At 67.4% G+C, this 16,381-nt stretch carries 16 protein-coding genes; 9 read left to right on the forward strand and 7 right to left on the reverse strand.

The features are described from left to right. Nucleotides 1-1,009: 1,009 nt before the first annotated feature. Nucleotides 1,010-2,053 carry a tryptophan dimethylallyltransferase family protein gene (locus DM816_RS17555; protein WP_246002006.1) on the forward strand — a complete coding sequence of 348 codons (1,044 nt, stop codon included), beginning with the start codon at nt 1,010-1,012 and terminating at the stop codon, nt 2,051-2,053. Nucleotides 2,054-2,069: 16 nt separating this feature from the next. Further along, nucleotides 2,070-3,476 (forward strand): tryptophanase, encoded by a 1,407-nt coding sequence (locus tag DM816_RS17560; RefSeq protein ID WP_246002007.1) that lies wholly within the window; start codon nt 2,070-2,072, stop codon nt 3,474-3,476. Here DM816_RS17560 and DM816_RS17565 read toward each other — a convergent pair. The 6 genes from DM816_RS17565 to DM816_RS17590 all read right to left on the reverse strand — a co-directional run bounded on the left by DM816_RS17565 (nt 3,466) and on the right by DM816_RS17590 (nt 8,901). Further along, on the reverse strand, nt 3,466-4,026 hold the full coding sequence (locus DM816_RS17565) for a GTP-binding protein (protein WP_117211323.1): 561 nt from the start codon (nt 4,024-4,026) through the stop codon (nt 3,466-3,468). The genes DM816_RS17560 and DM816_RS17565 overlap by 11 nt on opposite strands. Further along, nucleotides 4,026-4,403, reverse strand: coding sequence for a DUF742 domain-containing protein (locus tag DM816_RS17570; RefSeq protein WP_117211324.1), 378 nt, complete (start codon nt 4,401-4,403; stop codon nt 4,026-4,028). The genes DM816_RS17565 and DM816_RS17570 overlap by 1 nt, the downstream gene beginning before the upstream one ends. Continuing rightward, nucleotides 4,400-4,795 (reverse strand): roadblock/LC7 domain-containing protein, encoded by a 396-nt coding sequence (locus DM816_RS17575; RefSeq protein WP_246002008.1) that lies wholly within the window; start codon nt 4,793-4,795, stop codon nt 4,400-4,402. The genes DM816_RS17570 and DM816_RS17575 overlap by 4 nt, the downstream gene beginning before the upstream one ends. Before the next feature lie 30 nt (nt 4,796-4,825). Then, complete coding sequence (locus tag DM816_RS45280) at nt 4,826-7,228, reverse strand: sensor histidine kinase (RefSeq protein ID WP_281274339.1); 2,403 nt, start codon at nt 7,226-7,228, stop codon at nt 4,826-4,828. 372 nt (nt 7,229-7,600) lie between these two features. Then, on the reverse strand, nt 7,601-8,245 hold the full coding sequence (locus DM816_RS17585) for a DNA alkylation repair protein (RefSeq protein ID WP_342768723.1): 645 nt from the start codon (nt 8,243-8,245) through the stop codon (nt 7,601-7,603). A gap of 23 nt (nt 8,246-8,268) precedes the next feature. Next, nucleotides 8,269-8,901 (reverse strand): HAD family hydrolase, encoded by a 633-nt coding sequence (locus DM816_RS17590; protein WP_162907572.1) that lies wholly within the window; start codon nt 8,899-8,901, stop codon nt 8,269-8,271. Between the two features lie 100 nt (nt 8,902-9,001). Between DM816_RS17590 and DM816_RS42645 the strand changes: the two genes are divergently transcribed. Beyond that, a complete protein-coding gene (locus tag DM816_RS42645) occupies nt 9,002-9,211 on the forward strand; it encodes a hypothetical protein (RefSeq protein ID WP_211588749.1) in 210 nt (69 codons plus the stop codon). Nucleotides 9,212-9,363: 152 nt separating this feature from the next. Here the strand turns inward: DM816_RS42645 and DM816_RS17600 are convergent, their stop codons facing one another. Beyond that, nucleotides 9,364-11,697 (reverse strand): glycoside hydrolase family 3 C-terminal domain-containing protein, encoded by a 2,334-nt coding sequence (locus tag DM816_RS17600; protein WP_162907574.1) that lies wholly within the window; start codon nt 11,695-11,697, stop codon nt 9,364-9,366. Between DM816_RS17600 and DM816_RS17605 the strand changes: the two genes are divergently transcribed. The 6 genes from DM816_RS17605 to DM816_RS17630 all read left to right on the forward strand — a co-directional run bounded on the left by DM816_RS17605 (nt 11,696) and on the right by DM816_RS17630 (nt 16,298). Then, on the forward strand, nt 11,696-12,235 hold the full coding sequence (locus DM816_RS17605) for a TlpA family protein disulfide reductase (protein ID WP_117211330.1): 540 nt from the start codon (nt 11,696-11,698) through the stop codon (nt 12,233-12,235). The two genes, DM816_RS17600 and DM816_RS17605, sit on opposite strands and share 2 nt — an antisense overlap. Next, entirely contained in the window at nt 12,232-14,043 is a 1,812-nt protein-coding gene (locus DM816_RS17610) for an ABC transporter ATP-binding protein (RefSeq protein ID WP_117211331.1), read from the forward strand. The genes DM816_RS17605 and DM816_RS17610 overlap by 4 nt, the downstream gene beginning before the upstream one ends. 38 nt (nt 14,044-14,081) lie before the next feature. After that, nucleotides 14,082-14,420: an LppU/SCO3897 family protein gene (locus DM816_RS17615; protein WP_117211332.1), complete on the forward strand. Its 339-nt coding sequence runs from the start codon at nt 14,082-14,084 to the stop codon at nt 14,418-14,420. A 179-nt stretch (nt 14,421-14,599) separates the two neighbouring features. Next, nucleotides 14,600-14,848 (forward strand): hypothetical protein, encoded by a 249-nt coding sequence (locus DM816_RS17620; RefSeq protein WP_162907575.1) that lies wholly within the window; start codon nt 14,600-14,602, stop codon nt 14,846-14,848. A gap of 80 nt (nt 14,849-14,928) precedes the next feature. Continuing rightward, complete coding sequence (locus DM816_RS17625) at nt 14,929-15,264, forward strand: PadR family transcriptional regulator (RefSeq protein ID WP_117211334.1); 336 nt, start codon at nt 14,929-14,931, stop codon at nt 15,262-15,264. After that, nucleotides 15,261-16,298 (forward strand): permease prefix domain 1-containing protein, encoded by a 1,038-nt coding sequence (locus DM816_RS17630; RefSeq protein ID WP_117211335.1) that lies wholly within the window; start codon nt 15,261-15,263, stop codon nt 16,296-16,298. Before DM816_RS17625 ends, DM816_RS17630 begins: the two co-directional genes overlap by 4 nt. Nucleotides 16,299-16,381: the final 83 nt, after the last annotated feature.

Below are 16,381 nucleotides of genomic sequence, written 5' to 3' on the forward strand. Positions count from 1 at the left end.
CGGCAGCGGCAGCGGCAGCGGCAGCGGCAGCGGCAGCGGCAGCGGCAGCGGCAGCGGCAGCGGCAGCACGATAGCGCCGTTCGGCCAGGGGGACATCGACTTCGCGGCCTTCTTTCGCCGCATCGGCGCCAAGGCCGGCACCTGCCGAACCGGGGAGCAGGACAACGCACCCGGCGGCAGCGCCCACCCCGGACGTCACTGCGGTTCGCCGCCAAGGCTAGGCAGCGATCGCGCAGCTGCGCGGCTGACGCGTTGGCTGGCGGGGTGTGGCGAGCCCGCCAGGCAATCCATTGACCCGGATGGCGCTCGCCGCCCAGCAAAGAAAGCCTCCGATTCGTGAATCGTTTCATCGATCTCGGGTCTACGCGCTGCAGTCCCCTGCCCAAGGAGGGAACCGTCAATGCCGCAACAGGTCTGGGACCGAGGCTGGCCTCCCCAAGGCTTCGTCGTGTTCGCCAACCGAGACCGACAACCTCAACGACAGCCCGACCAGCCGTGGCACGCAGGTGCGCGCCGCGCCGGACTACCTGACCCGCAAGCGACTCGGTGCGCAGCCGGGTCGATGCCAGCGGCTGACCGTTGCCGGGTAGTCGATGGGCGATGGCGGCGCTCGATACATAGGCATCGACTATCAACGCATAGCCAACCGAGTGGCAGACGGCCCCCTACCAGCAAGGGAGCCGTCGCCTGAGACATTGATGCGGAGAGATGCCCGAATTGTCGGATCATCCGTTAATTGAGCAACTGTTCGATTGTGATGATTGTCTCGCTCGACTTTGGGTTATAGTGCCCTCACGATATGTGAGGCAGGATTCCGACCACAACGGACAGTCCACAACTTCGGGATGCGGGGACGTGGATATGTGGATATAACGGCATAACGGCTTTCGGTTGTGGTGAAACGCGAGGAGCGGTTGTGCACGGCTTATCTGTTTGTGAGCAGTTGAGCGGTCAGTTGTCCCGGTTGTGCGAGGTCGTCGGGGTGGATCCGCCAACTCCCCTGGGCCTGTTGAGCGATCTTCTCGGTCCTCACGGCTCGCGTCCCCTGTCCGAGCCACCCGCATGGCTGTCCAATGTGGCCGACGATCACACGCCGGTGGAGTTCTCTCTCGCCTACAGCCAGGGCGAGCCGCCCGCCCTGCGGTTGCTCGGTGAGGCGCTGGGTTCGCCTCCGGGCCCGCAAACCAACATGTCCGCCGGGGAAGAGTTCATCGACGCCCACACCGGCCGGTTGGGCCTGTCGACGGCACGACTCGATTTGGTGCGCGACCTGTTCGCCACGGACCATCCACAAGGGACGTTCGGGCTGTGGTGTTCGCTGGTGTTCCGCCGCGCCCGACGGCCCGAGCTCAAGATCTATCTCAACCCGGAGGTCAAGGGCGTCCAGCGAGCCCCGCACCTGGTCGGCGAGGCACTGCATCGCCTCGGGCTGGCCAAGTCCTACCAGACGATGCTGGACCACGCCGTCCGTCCCGACGAGTTGGGCCGCAACGACCGGCTGTCGTTCTTCGCACTGGACCTGCACGACGGGCCACAGGCTCGCGTCAAGCTCTACCTGAGCCATCACCACGCCGAAATCCGCGATGTGGTCCGGGCAGCGGGCATAGTCGACGGCGTCGACCCGACGGAGCTCGCCGAGTTCTGCGCGGCGGCCGGCGGGGCCAACCGCTTCGACAGTCTGCCGCTCGTGGGCAGCTACACGCTCACCGAAGGGGCCGATGCGCCGGTCGGCTACAGCATCTATGTGCCGATCCGCGGTTACGTCAACGATGACCGGGAGGCTCGTGACCGGGTGGTGGCGCTGCTGGCGCGACACGGGTTCGACAGCGCGACATTCGATCAGGCCGTCGCCGCCGTGACGCAGCGGTCGCTGCGCGACGGTGTCGGGCTGATCGCGCATGTCTCACTGCGGCTCGGCCCACCGCGGCCGGGCGTGACCGTCTACCTGTCCGCTGAGGCGTACCAGGTGAAGCCGCCGCGGCCGCTGCAGCTGCCCGCGGCTCGCAGAACCGTGGCGCGTCCGGCCGCGCGCCGCGCGGCCACCACCCGCTGACTTCAAGGAGCGAGTCGTGTTCTCGGATCTACACAAGATGCCGCCGCCGTACCGGATCAAGGTGGTCGAGCCGATCCCCTTTCTCAGTGCGGAAGAACGCCGGCGGGCCCTCGCCGAGGCCGGCTACAACCCGTTCAACCTGCGCGCGGACCAGATCACCATCGACCTGCTGTCCGACTCGGGCACGGGTGCCACGTCGGCTGCGCAGGAAGCGGCCGCCGCGCTCGGCGATGAGTCCTACGCGGGCGCGCGGTCTTGGTTCCGGTTCCACGACGAGGTCGGCGACCTCACGGGCTATCGGCACATCCTCCCGGTTCACCAGGGTCGGGCCGGCGAGCGCATCCTGTTCACCAGCCTGCTGAAGCCGGGCCAGATCTGCGTCAGCAACACGCATTTCGACACCACCCATGCCAACGTCGAGCTGGCGGGCGCGCACGCGCTTGACCTACCGTGCCCCGAGGCCGCCGATCTCGACAGCACGGAACCGTTCAAGGGCAACATCGACCTCGATGCACTGGAGCGCCTGCTGGCCGGACCCGAGGGACACCGGGTCGGGCTCGTCCTCATGACCATCACCAACAACGGCCTCGGCGCGCAGCCGGTGTCCATGGCCAACCTCGCGGCCACCCGAGAGCTGTGCCGGCGCCACCGCGTGCCGTTCTTTCTCGACGCGGCACGCTTCGCCGAGAACGCCTGGCTGGTCAGTCAGCGCGAGCCCGCCTACCGGGACTGGACGCCGCGCCAGATCGCCACCCGCGCGTTCGAGCTCGCCGACGGATGCGTGGTGAGCCTCAAGAAGGACGGGCTGTCGGCCATCGGCGGATTCATCGGCCTGCGCGACGACGACCTGCGCGCCATGTGCGAGGCGAACCTGATTGCCACGGAAGGGTTCTCCACCTATGGCGGGCTGGCCGGGCACGACCTCGAACGGCTCGCGCAGGGGCTACGGGAGGTGGTCGACCCCGCCTACCTGCAGAGCCGCGCCGAATCGACCGCCGGGCTGGCCCGGATGATAAACGAGGCCGGTGTCGACACCGTCCAGCCGCCCGGCGTCCACGCCCTGTATCTCAACGCCGGCAGGCTGTTGCCGCATCTGTCCCCGCATGAGTTTCCCGGGCATTCCCTGGTGTGCCAGCTGTACCTCGACGGCGGCATCCGCTGCGCCGAGCTGGGATCGCTTTATCTGGGCACCATGGACGACCAGCACCGGCTGGTCACCCCGGCGCCCTTCGAACTCGTGCGGCTCGCGATCCCGCGCCGGGTCTACACCGACGCGCACCTTGAGTACGTGGCGTCGGTCCTTGCGCACATCGCCAAGGAACCCGGACGGGTCCGCGGGCATCGGATCGTCTCGTCGCCGAAGCTGTTGCGCCACTTCAAAGTGCGACTGGAGCCGACGCCGGCGAGAGCCGTCAGGCGCTGACCGGCATGCGGGACATGGCGTGCCGCACCAGCCCGATCAGTGCGAGCTTGCTGGACGACTTGTCCCTCGCGTCGCACCACAGCAGCGGGATGTTGCCGTGCAGTTCCAGCGCACCCCGGATCTCCTCTTCGGTGTATGCGCACTCGCCGAAGAACCGGTTGACGGCCGCGACGAACGGGATCCCGCGCCGTTCGAAATAGTCGATGGCGGGAAAGCTGGAGTCCAGCCTCCTGGTGTCGACGAGCACGATCGCACCGACCGCGCCCTGCGCCAGCTCGTCCCACATGAACCAGAACCGGTCCTGCCCCGGTGTGCCGAAAAGATAGAGCACAACGTTCGGGCTGATGGTGATGCGCCCGAAGTCCAGGGCGACCGTCGTGTGCGACTTCTCCTCCACGCCGGTCACGTCGTCGACCCCGACACTCGCCTGGGTCAAAACCTCCTCCGTGGTCAACGGCGGAATCTCGCTCACCGATCCGACAAAGGTCGTCTTGCCGGTGCCGAAGCCACCGGCCACGACGATCTTGACCGATTTGCGATCCAGGTGCATTAGTCCCTCGCGTTCAAAGATTGTTGGAGACCGGCGAGAATCTGTTCCATCAACCGCAGGTCCGCGATCTCCTCCTGTGCCGGCGATCCTATGCCCAGGTATCCCTGTTCCAGGAGCACGTCAACCATCACCTTCGTGATGGTAAGCGGTAGATGCAGATATGCGCCTATCTCCGCGATGGACAGCCAGTTGGCGCATATCTTGACAATCTCCACGTACTCCGGTTCGAGCCTCCTCGTGTCGACCGGGAGGGCGAAAACCTGGGTTGCCAGGTCGAGATCGTGCGCTCGCGGGCTCGTGCGTCCATTGACGAGGATGTACAGGGGCACGAGCCGCCCTGTGCCAGCCTCGTCGCCGTCCCACACGTCATCGGTCATGGCAGCGCGCCAAGGTGGCTGTCGACCTTCACAGCAGTGGGGCGCGGTGCGGTACCAAGATATTCGCCGATGCGGGTCACCAGGCGGCTCATCTCATAGGCCACCGTCCCCAGGTCGACGGCTTCCTCGCACAGCACGGCCAAACGGGCGTTCGGTCCGGCGGCGGCGACGAACAGGGTTCGATCCTGATACTCGATAACGACCTGCTGCACCGGCCCACTGTCGAAGCGGCGCCCCGTGCCCGCGGCGACACTGTACATCGAGGACGCGGCGGCGGCCAGGACCTCGCCCACGTCCTGCGATAGCGACGTGGACTTTTGAACGATGAGCCCGTCGGTGGACAGCACAACCGCGTAAACAACGTGTGGGACCTCTACAAGATCATCCAACATCCAAGCCAAGTCATTTTGCATCGGGGAGGGTCACGCCTTCCTGCCTTGATCAGCGCCGGTAACTGTTTCGTTGTGGCTCACTGCCCGGCCCTCGGTCCAACCTCGTTGATACCGCGCGAACCGGTTCCGGGCCTCCTCCGGGGATCGCGCGGGCATCGCCGACCCCTGAGTGCCAGTGTCTGTCGAGCCGTCCTCGCGCAGCTCGGGCGCGAGGTGTTGCTGGGGTTGCCGCTGAGGCAGGGGTGGGCGGGCACCGGCATGCGGACCGGCCAAGGCCGCATCAACCGCGTGCGTAACAGGGGGTTCGGCTTGCCGAGGGATGCCGGCGCTGCTGCCGGGCTGACGGTCGCTCAAATTGCTGCCCACAGTGTCGGATCGCCGGTGTCCGCCGGCTTGGGTGTTGAGTAATCCCAGGGCTGATCCGTTCGCCGCTGCGCCCCCGGCGCCAGTGGCATGCAGTTCGTGGCGGCGAACGTCGTCTGGCAGAGAGGTGAAAGCCGACGCGAGCGCGGGCACGTGCCTGCCGGCGTCTGCGCGCTCGATGTCGGTGTCGGACTGGTCGGTGACGAGCATGCGACTGGGCAAGAGCACGATTGCCAGCAGCCCGCCATAGGCCGATTTGCGAAGGCTCACTTGCACGTTCTCACGCTTGGCCAGCTCGGCCACCACGTGCAGACCGACCTGCGCTCCGTCCTTGAGCTCGGTCACATCCGGCGTGGGTGCGGTGGCCAGAAGCCGGTTGGCGCGCTCGATGGCCTCCGAGTTCATGCCCACGCCAGCGTCCTCGATCTCCACCGCGACACCGTGCTTGACCTCGAAGCAGGTCACCCAGACCGTGGTTTCGGGAGAGGAGAACGCGAGCGCGTTGTCCAGCAACTCGGACAGCAGATGGATGGTCCCGGCGACCGACTGCCCCATGAGCGCCACATCGGCCGCGCTGCGCAACTGGATCCGTTGGTAGTGCCGGGCCTCGGCGAATGCCGCGAGCAGCACCCGACGCAGCGGCACCGGCTTCTGGAATCGCCGGCCGATCTGGCCTCCCGCCAGGATGACCAGGTTTTCCAGGAAGCGCCGGGTCTGCGTCAGCTGATGGTTGATGTCGAACAACTGCGTCAACAGCTCCTCGTCACCGACCTGACCCTGCAGATCCTCGACAACCTTGAGGCCGTGCTGGAGCGGGCGCTGCGGCCGGCGCGCGACGCCCATCAGCATCGCCGTGCCGGCTGCCCGCGCCTTCGCCTCTTGGACCGCCGCGCCGGCCGCGGCCTGCAGCGACCTGTTGATGACCTCCGCCACCTGACCGATCTCATCGCTTCCGTAGTCGTGGATCGGAAGCTCGACCGCGAGGTCCACCCGTTCGCGCCGGCGCAGGCGTTCCATCATGGCCGGCAGCCGCTGATCCACCACCGCGGCGGCGTCCTGGCCCAGGCGCGCCAGGCGAACCGACAGTGCCTGGTCGACCAGGACCCGCGATTGCCGGATCGCCCAGACGATCGCTCCAATCGCGACAGACAGCGCCACGAGGCTGCCGAGCGACGCGGTCAGCAGCTGATTGTTGCCGGTGCGCAGCGCTTCCGCCGACACCTCGTCGGCCTGCCCGATCGTCAACTTGATCAGCTCATCGGAGACCTGTCTGGTCAGTGCCTCCCAGCCGACCCGGTCGACGGGCAGACCGCGCGGCACACCGGCGCGCCACGCACCGCCGCCGATGATCGCATCCTCCGCGGCCACAAGATTTTTCCAGACGTCGCTCGCCTGGACGCTCGTGAAGCGCTGGCCGATGCCCGGCCGCAGGTGCGGGGAGATGTTGCCCAGACCGGCGTGATAGCTGCCCACCAGCCGGGCGAATTCGAGATGCTCCTGCGGGGTCAGCGAACCGGACGCGAACGCACCGTCGATCATCGACCCGGCCCGGGACATCAGGTCACTGGCCCGGAAGACCTCGACCGCGGCGATGCCGCCCTGCGTCGCCGTGACATCGGGCACCACCCTGGCCTGGGTGTCGAACAGGGCGGTCGACGCGTCGAGCAGTTTGTTGTAGAAGTCGTAGGCCTGCTGCCCGCTGGTCGACCGGGAATCGATCGTGCTTCGGGTGCTCGGAAGCTGATCCAGATAATCGGTCAGCGTCTTCCACCGGGTCTGGATCGACTCGGGGGCGCGAGCCAACGCGGCGGGGGCGACCGCACGCAGCTCGACCAGGCCCCGGTCGGTCTGCCGCCGCTGATCGAGCAGCTGGGTCACATCATTTGACGGGTTGGCCAGGTAGGCGATGCTCAGCCGCCGCTCCTGCTGGATCGAGGCCAGCGACGAAACCGCGGGAATCGACACCTGACGGACCGAGCTGGCGACGGCCCGGTTGTAAAACCCCTGAAAAACGAGGTATCCGGATGCCACGAACCAGAGCGCAACGGCCACGATACTGGGGACAAGCACGAGCCGGATGACCCGTCGCTTGATCGTTTGCTGTCGACCACCTCGCCGATTCCGGGGAGGTGTCGGCTGCTCGCGGTGGCCCAAATCGGGTCGCTTGCTCGCGTGGTCAGCCTCCATATGCGCCAACTTCTATCCAATCACGCGTTGCCAAGGGAGATAAGCAGGCGAACACACTGCTGGCCAACGCTAAGGGGCGCTGGCCAGACGCTAAATGTGCGTCGAGATTCTACCTGTATGTAGGTTTTAGCATCAGCCTGTCCGGCTCGCAAACGCACAGCATACGCGCAGTCATTCGTGCCGGTCATTACGATGCTGCGAGCAATGTATATGCTCGGATTCCGGCCCGGTCGGACAGGGTGTGCGTTGACGCCGTTACGCAGCTTGCTGCCGGCGCACCAGCTCGGTGATCCAGATTGGCGCGAACGGAGACGTGCAGCCCGGGGAGGTCGGGTAGTCCTTGAGCACCTGCAGGCGCTCACCGATCTCGATCGCGCGGGCACGGTGCTCGGCGTGCTCGATCCCGATCTGAGCCAGGCAGTGGTTCATCGCCCATTGCAGACGATCCGGGGCGTCCTTCATCTCCGCCTCGATGACGTCGAGCAGTCCCGCGAGGTCGAGGCCCTTGGGCTGCTTCGCCACGCGCTCGGTGGTCAGCGCCCAGCCGGCACTGGCGACCACGGGATCCGGATCGGTGGTCCATGCCAGGCGCAGCTGCTCGGCGTGTGGGCTCTTCTTCACCACGTTGCTCACGAGCCAGTCATGCACCTTCGGGGTGCGGGCCTGACGCAACATGGCGTCCAACTCGTCACGCGCGAACGCCTTCGGGCGGCAGATCAGGATCGCCAGCAACCTTGCCGCGGTGTCATCGGTCTCCCAGAGCCGGCACGCGAGCTCGTGCTGCGTCTTGAGCCGCTTCGCGATCGCGCGCAGCGCGCCGAGGTTCACACCGTGATCGTCACCGTGTTTCTCGTTAACCTCGCGCATCTTCGGGTCGTGGAGCTCGGCCAGCTCGGCCATCACCTCGGCCGCCGTAGTCGCGATCACCTCAGCATCCTTTCCGTCCATGGCAATGGGGGAAGATAGCCGCGTTCGCGCAACTGCGGGCGCAGCGCTCCAATGCTTTCATACTTGACGGACGCGATCCCCACCGATTCGGCAGCCTGAATGTTCGCCGGCGGACTGTCGACGTAGAGGCACTGATTCGCCCGCATTTCGAAGCGCCGCAATGCGTATTCGAATAGCTCGGGGTCCGATGGTCGCATGCCGATCTCTTCGGCCACGACGATGTCGGCCAGCTGATCAAGCGCGTCCGGATGGATGCGCATCACCTGGGTTAGCGCCTTGCTCGGTAGATCGGTGATCCCCAGCAGGCGCACGCCTTCATCGCGCAGCCGGTGAAGCGTTCCTGCCATCAGGGGCACCTTGTTGTGGATCATTGCCTGCAGCAGGTGGTCGTGATGCGCGGCCAGCACCTTGGCCCGCCGCGGGTGCCGGTCGGCCAGCCTGCGCAGTCCTTCCTCCAAAGCGTTGTCCCGGACCGGTTTGTCCTCCCACGGAGCGCGGCAGACCTCGGCTGAAAACCACGCGCGCAGCTGCGGATCGGGAACATATTTTTGGTACAGCAACTGCGGCTGCCATCCAATAAGCACATTACCGAGCTCGAACACGACCACGCGCACGCACGATGCTGTCCGGGCCTTGCCAGCGGCCACGATCGTCTTATAGTTTAGAGTCCAAACTTATCTATCCATAGGGGAAAGGGGAAGGTGCCACATGATGCGTACTGCCAACATGCTCGCGGATCGGCTGGTCAACCGGTTCGTGCCGAAGGTGCCGGCCGGGCTACCGGTGCCGATGTCGGGGATGTGCGGCCCCTTCACGTGTGTCTGCTCCTCAAACTGCGGCTGCGCCAACCCGAGCGACGGCATCGGCCAGATCACCTGTCCAGACGGCGTGCACCGGTTCTGCACATCGTCCTGCTGACTCAGGCAGCTTTGTCCGCAGCGGCAGTGCCCGGACCGGACCGGACCGGCACGGGCCTTGCACCGCCTTGGATGGGGCGGCTGTGAGCTCGCTTCCGGTTCGATTCGCGGCCGGCCACGGCCGCGAATGAGCACGGCTTCGCCTGAGCAGAATTAAACCCGCTCGATGGGCGCGCGCAGCCGGATATCCGCCGACGACGGGCCCGCCATCAGTTCGTAGCCACCTGGCGCCACCACCAGAGCGCGGTCGGTGGCGGACCAGGTGGCCAGGCGATCCCTCGCGATGTCGAACGCGACGGTCACGGACTCGCCGGGCGCCAGATGGATTCGTTCAAACGCCTGCAACCGGCGCAGCGGCTGGACGCCGCCAGCGGAAACGGCGCGCGAGTAGACCTGCACCACCTCATCTCCGGCCACCGGGCCGGTGTTGGTGATGGTCACCATGACCCGGTCACCGTCGACGTCCAGCCTGTCGTATCGGAAACTGGTGTAGGACAAGCCATGCCCGAACGGGAAGAGCACGTCCTCGCGGGTGTAGAGGTAGGTGGCCCGGTTCCCGGCGATGTCATAGTCGAATATGGACGGTAGCTGGTCGACGGAGCGGTACCAGGTCTGAGGGAGCCGCCCGCCCGGGTTGTGGTCGCCCAGCACGACATCGGCGATGGCCGTGCCGAGCCCCTGGCCGCCGTGCGAACTCCACAGGATCGCGGGCACGCGCCGCTCCGCCCAATTGGCCGCGTATGGATGGCCCGACACGATGAGCAGGACCGTGCGCGGGTTGGCCGCGAGGACCGTGCGCAGCAAGGCTTCCTGGCGCGATGGGAGGTCCAATGTGGACCGGTCTTCCAACTCGCGACCGTTGATGTGCGGGTCGTTGCCCAGCACGACAAGCGCGAGCTCGGCCCGCTTTGCCGCCGCGGCCGCCTCGGCGAGCCCGTCCCGAATCACTGTGCGGGTGAAGACGAGCGCGTCCTCGGCCCGCGTGCCGTGCGCCGCGAGCCTGTCCCCCGCGCGCACGACCCAGCGCCGCGCCACGTGGTTGTAGAGCGCGTAACCGCCGTCGACCGGGTCGAGCCGGAAGAGCTCCTCGACGAACCAGCCGCCCGGCCGATCCTGGTCGTCGACGAGGATCCGGTCGGAGTCCAGCGAGAGGTATCGCCGGCTGCCCGTCAGCCGCAGGGTGATGCGGTCGTTGCCCCAGTCCTCAAGCTCGGCCTCCAGTGTGGTCTCACCGGCCACCAGGCGGACGGTGTCCGTACCGTCTGAAAAGGAAGCGTCGAGGCGGGCCGCGAAGGCGCCGGCCACGGTGATTTCGTAGGGCATCGTCCCCGAGTACCAGTCCCGCAGGTTGGCACCGCCCAGCGGACCGATGACCGCGATGCTTTTCAGGCCGGTCGCGGGCAGGGCGTGGTCCGCGTTTTTCAACAGCACCACCGACTGCCGGGCGGCCTGGAGGGCGAGCCGGCCGTGCTCCTGGCTCGCGATGACTTCCGGGCCTATCTCTTGGTACGGATCCGCGTCCGGGTTGAACTCTCCGACCAATTCGCGCAACCAGAGCATGCGCCCCGCGGCCGCGTCGAGGTCCGCGTCCGTGAGCAGATCGCGCTGGTACGCCTGGCGCAGCGCATCGCGGGTGGGCCCCGAGTCCGTGTAGTTCTCGGTGATGCAGTCCAGACCGGCCTTCACCGCCGCCGCATGCGCCCGCACCGGATCGTCGAAAAAGTGCTGCGGACCCGCCATATTGGACACCGCAAACGCGTCGGCCACGACCACCATCTGCCGGCCCGCCGCCGGGCGCAGCACCTCGTTGAGCCAGGGGTGGCAGTGGCACGGAATCCCGTTGACCATGTTGTAGGACGGCATGACCCCGGCCGCCACGTCGGCCCGCAGCGGCGCCAGAAACGGGGGCAGGTCATATTCGTGCAGGGATCGCTCGGTCACGTTGGCCGAGGTGTGGAACGAGCCGGTCTCGTTGTTGAAGGCCAGGAAATGCTTGACAATCGGGGCGGTTCGCCAGACCGTCGGGTGCTCCCCGCGCAGCCCCGCGCAGTAGGCGACGGCAAGCTCCGCGGTGAGCAACGGATCCTCTGAGTAGCCCTCGTGGTTGCGCCCCCAGCGGGGATCGCGCAGCAGGTTGACCACCGGGGCCCACACGTTGAGGCTGACGATCCGCGGCCGGTGCGGGTCACCGGCGACAGCCGGATCGTTGTGGAAGGCGCGCATCTCGGTCGAGACCACCTCGCCGATCCGGCGCAGCAGTGCCCGGTCCCACGTCGCACCCAGCCCGACCGCCTGGGGGAACACCGTTGCCGTGCCCAGCCACGCCACCCCGTGCAGCGCCTCCGATCCGGTGCTGAACGCGGCCAGGCCGAGCCGCTGGATCGCGGGCGCGTGCTGGTGCAGCAGGGATATTTTCTCGTCGACCGTCATCTCGGCGAGAATCTTGCGGGTGCGCTCGGACAGCATGGTTCCGTAGACTAGCGCCATGCCCGTCCTCACCGCTGCTGTCGTTGTCATCGGATCGCTGTGCGTGCTCAATCTTCTGCTCACCCTGGGCGTGATCCGGCGGCTGCGCGAGCACACCGAGCTGCTCACCCGCCCCGCACAGCACCACGGTGGGCCGGGCACGCCGGTCGGCGAGGAGGTCGGCGATTTCCAAGCGTCCACTGTGGACGGTCAACCGGTGGCTCGCGCGGATCTCGCCGCTGCGGCGGGCGAGACGTTCGTCGCGGTGCTCACGCCGCACTGCCGGCCGTGCACCGAGAAGCTGCCGGCATTGGCGGCGCACCTGCGGGCGCGCTCGGGCGGGGCTCTCGTCGTGGTGGTTGGCGACGCCGGCGAGGCGGCCGACATGCTCGCCACGCTGAGCCCGGTGGCGCGCGTGGTGGTTGACAAGCCCGGCGGCCCGGTGGCCACGGCGTTCCAGGCGACCGCCTTCCCGACGATGCTGACCGTCGCGCCGGACGGCGCCGGACGGCTCCGGGCCACGGCCAACCTGCTGGACGTCCCCACCCATTCCGGATGAGCCGGCGAGTCGCGTCCGCGTGCGCGCTGGCCGTGGCGGCGGCTCCCGCTGTGCTGGCAGGCTATCTGGCGCTGGCGCTGACCAGCGGGGCGCTGCCGGTGGCGGCGGCCTGGCTGACCAAGCTCATCGTGGACGGCCTCGTCGGCTCCGCTCCAATGAGGACAGTGATCGGTCTGGGTGCCGGTCTGGGCGTGGCCGGGATGCTCACCGCGGCGGTGCCGCCCGTCACTCGGTACCTCCGAGGGGAATTGGATAGAAGAGTCGGGCTGCTTGCGCAGGACCGCCTGTTCGCTGCGGTCGATCGCTTTGTCGGGCTGGACCGCTTCGAGGATCCGCGCTTCGTTGACCGGCTGCGCCTGGCCCAGCAGGCCGGTGGGATGACGCCCAACCAGGCCGTCGACGGGGTCGTCGGGCTGAGCCGGGCCGTGCTGACCGTGGGCGGTTTCCTCGGCTCCCTGTTCGTGCTCAGCCCGCTGATGACCGCGCTGGTGCTGGGGGCCGGCGTCCCGGTGCTGCTCGCCGAGATCGCCCTGTCCCGCCGGCGCGCCAAGATGTATTGGGATATCGGGCCGGCCGAGCGCCGCGAGTTCTTCTACCGCCATCTACTGTCCAGTGTGGAGGGTGCCAAGGAGGTGCGCCTGTTCGGCACCGGTGCCCTGCTGCGCGGGCGGATGCTGGCCGATATGGGTGCGGTGCACCGGGCGAAGCGGGCCGTGGATCGCCGTGGCATGGCCGTGCAGGCGGGCTTCGGGGTGCTCGCTGCGGCCGTGGCGGGTGGTGGGCTGATCTGGGCGGTCGCGGCGGCCCGGCGTGGTCAGCTCTCGATCGGCGACATCGCGATCTTCATTGCCGCGGTGGCGGGTGTGCAGAGCGCGCTCGCCTCGCTCGCCGGTGAGGTGGCCCGCGCGCACCACGCCCTGCTGATGTTCGACCACTATCACGCGGTCACCACCGTGGGGCCGGATCTGCCGGTGGCTGCCGACCCTGGCGTCCCGCCGCCGTTGCGGCACGGCATCGAGCTGCGCGACGTGTGGTTTCGTTACTCGCCGGAGCATCCGTGGGTGCTGCGCGGCGTCGACCTGCACATCCCCGCCGGGCACGCGGTCGCCCTCGTGGGCCTCAACGGTGCGGGCAAGTCCACTGTGGTCAAGCTGCTGTGCCGGTTCTACGATCCCACGCGCGGCACGATCCTGTGGGACGGCGTCGACCTGCGCGATCTGGACGCCGCCGCGCTGCGGCAACGCATCGGCGCGGTCTTTCAGGACTACATGTGCTATGAGATGACCGCCGAGGAAAACATCGGGCTCGGCGACCCGGCCGCGCTCGGCGACCGGGAGCGCATCGAGGGCGCCGCGCGGCGGGCCGGCGTGCACGACACGGTGGCCGCGTTGCCCCGGGGATATGAAACCCTGTTGTCCCGCATGTTCTTCATGGAGTCCGATAAGGACAACCCCGAGACCGGTGTGGTGCTCTCCGGCGGGCAGTGGCAACGGCTCGCGTTGGCCCGCGCGTTCCTGCGCGACCAGCTCGATCTGATGATTCTCGACGAGCCCGCCTCCGGACTCGACGCCGAGGCCGAGCACGCGATCCACTCCTCGCTGCGCCGGCACCGCACCGGACGCACAAGCCTGCTCATCTCGCACCGCCTCGGCGCAGTCCGCGACGCCGACACCATCGTCGTGCTCTCCGACGGCCAGGTGGCCGAGCAGGGCAACCACGCCACCCTGCTCGGCTCCGGCGGCGAATATGCCCGCCTGTTCTCGCTACAGGCCTCCGGCTACCAACCCGAGGGCCACGTCGATCGATGAAGGCGCATGCTTGCTTGTGCGCACTATCGTGAGTCGTCATGCGCAAGGTCTTGGCGGTGGTCGGTGCGATTCTGGTCGTGGTCTGCGTGGTGAGGGTCATTCTCGGCTTCGTGCAAAGCGTTGACGAGGTCAACCGATGGGACGCCGCGGTCGGCGACTGCGTGGCCGAAGACATGACGCAGGAGGTGCGGATCGTCGCGTGCGACGATCCGCAGGCCCGGCGACGGGTGGTCGGGCGGGAAATCAGACCGACCCCGGCGACCGAACAACTGGTCAATGAGGCATGCGCTCCCTATGCCACGGCGGAGGATGTCTTCTGGCGCACCCTAGCGAGCGACCAGGTGCTGATCCTGTGCCTGGAGACCGTCCGGCGGTGAATCCGCGCCCGTGCGCTAGTGTGACGTCTCAGATTTGAGTTTCTGTTTGTTCAGGGCGACGCGGCCGTCCGGCCCGGCCCGGTTTGAGGCAGCTGCGCTGGGTGCGAGCCGATGCCTGTGACGCTGCCCTGCTGGCGCAAACCGCGAGCCTGCGCCCCGATCTGCCTGTCCTGCAACCAGTGGATGAGTTGCCAATCGAGCTGAGTCTGCTCATTGGCCGGTGGACCGAGCTGAGCAGTGACCGGCTAAGTGCGATCCAGCGGTTGCGGTATCTGCTGCGTGGGATCAGCCCAGCGCTGGAGCAGGCGATGGATGTCCGCCGTCTTGGCTCGCTGACCATTCTTGGGTTCTGGCAGTCACCGGCGGCGATCCGCACCGGCGGCGATCCGCACCGTCGGCGGCCAGTATCGTCCACTCCGCTTCGCTAGCCGCGACGTCTCACGATGTCGCGGGTTTCACATTGCCGTACCTCTTGCAATAGTGTGTGTCACACACTAACGTTTGAAGCATGCCTGACGGCGAACTACACGCCCTACATCAACAAGAGCTTCGCCGGGGCACTATCGTCCTGGCGTGCCTGCTCATCCTCAAGCGGCCCAACTACGGATATGCCCTGCTCGACCGGCTTGAGCGGCACGGGTTCGCGGTCGAGGCCAACACCCTCTACCCGCTGCTGCGCCGCCTCGAGAAGCAAGGCCTGCTCACCAGCGACTGGAACACCGACGAGTCCCGGCCGCGCAAGTTCTACCGCACCAGCCGCGAGGGCGCGGCGCTCGCCGATGCGCTCAGTCTCGACTGGGACGAGATGTACTCCGCATTCCAGACCCTGAAAGAGGAGTCATGACCGCCACCACCCCCACCCTCACCGACCGCTACGTCGACGCCCTCGTGAGCAGGCTGCCGGTCAAGCAACGCACCGATATCGAGCAGGAGTTGCGCGCCTCGATCTCCGACGCCGTCGAGCACCACATCGACGCGGGCAAGGACCCCGCCGACGCGGAGCGGGCCGTGCTCACCGAGCTGGGCGACCCGGCACGCCTGGCCGCACGCTACACCGACCGCTCGCTCCAGCTGATCGGCCCGGCGGTCTACCTGGACTACATGCGGCTGCTGACCACGCTGCTCGTCATCGTCGTGCCGGTGGTCGCAGCGGTCGCGGGGTTCACGAAGCTGCTCAGCGGGCAGGCCGCGGGCATCGTCATCACCAGCACGCTCGGCGCCGCGGCCACCACGGCCATCCACATCGCCTTCTGGACCACGCTCATCTTCGCCTTCATCGAGCGCTCCAGCGAGCTGCGGTCCGCCACCGCTCGCCAATGGACACCCGACCACCTTCCGGAGCCGTCACCCACGCGCCGTCCGCACGTGGCGACGATGATCGCCGAGATCGTCATGGCCGTGTTGTTCGCCGCGTTCCTGTTGCTCTCGCGCACCATGAGCACGCAAACCGACGCCAATGGCGATCCCATCGAGTTTCTCTCGCCGGCGCTGTGGCGAGACGGCCCGCTCTATGCGCTGCTGGGCATCATGGCCGTGGGCCTGGTCGTCACCGTGGCAAAGACCTACATGCACTGGAGCGCCCCAGTGGCGGTTGCCGGCCTGGTGCTCAACCTGGCCGCCGCGGCCGTGCTCGTCTGGCTCACCTCATATGACCAGCTGCTCAACCCCGCCTTCATGACGGCCGTCGGTTGGCCGGCCGATGTCGACCGATGGATCGACCTGGGCCTGCTCATCGCGGCCGGGATCGTTGCCCTGCAGGGTGTTGCCGAGACGGTCGCCGCGTTTGTCGCCAAGTCCTTCGCGCGGCCCGATTGGCGGGCGCTGACGCACCGGGTCGTCGATGACATCGCCGAAGGCCTGCGCCGCACCAAGGCATGACCCGATCCTAAACGGTCACAACGGTTTTCAGGCCGGTCACGGAGGCCGCCACCTCGAATGCGGTGGCGGCCTCCGTGAGCGTA

Origin of the sequence: Allorhizocola rhizosphaerae (assembly GCF_003426775.1) — a bacterium.
GTDB classification, from domain to species: Bacteria; Actinomycetota; Actinomycetes; order Mycobacteriales; family Micromonosporaceae; genus Allorhizocola; species Allorhizocola rhizosphaerae.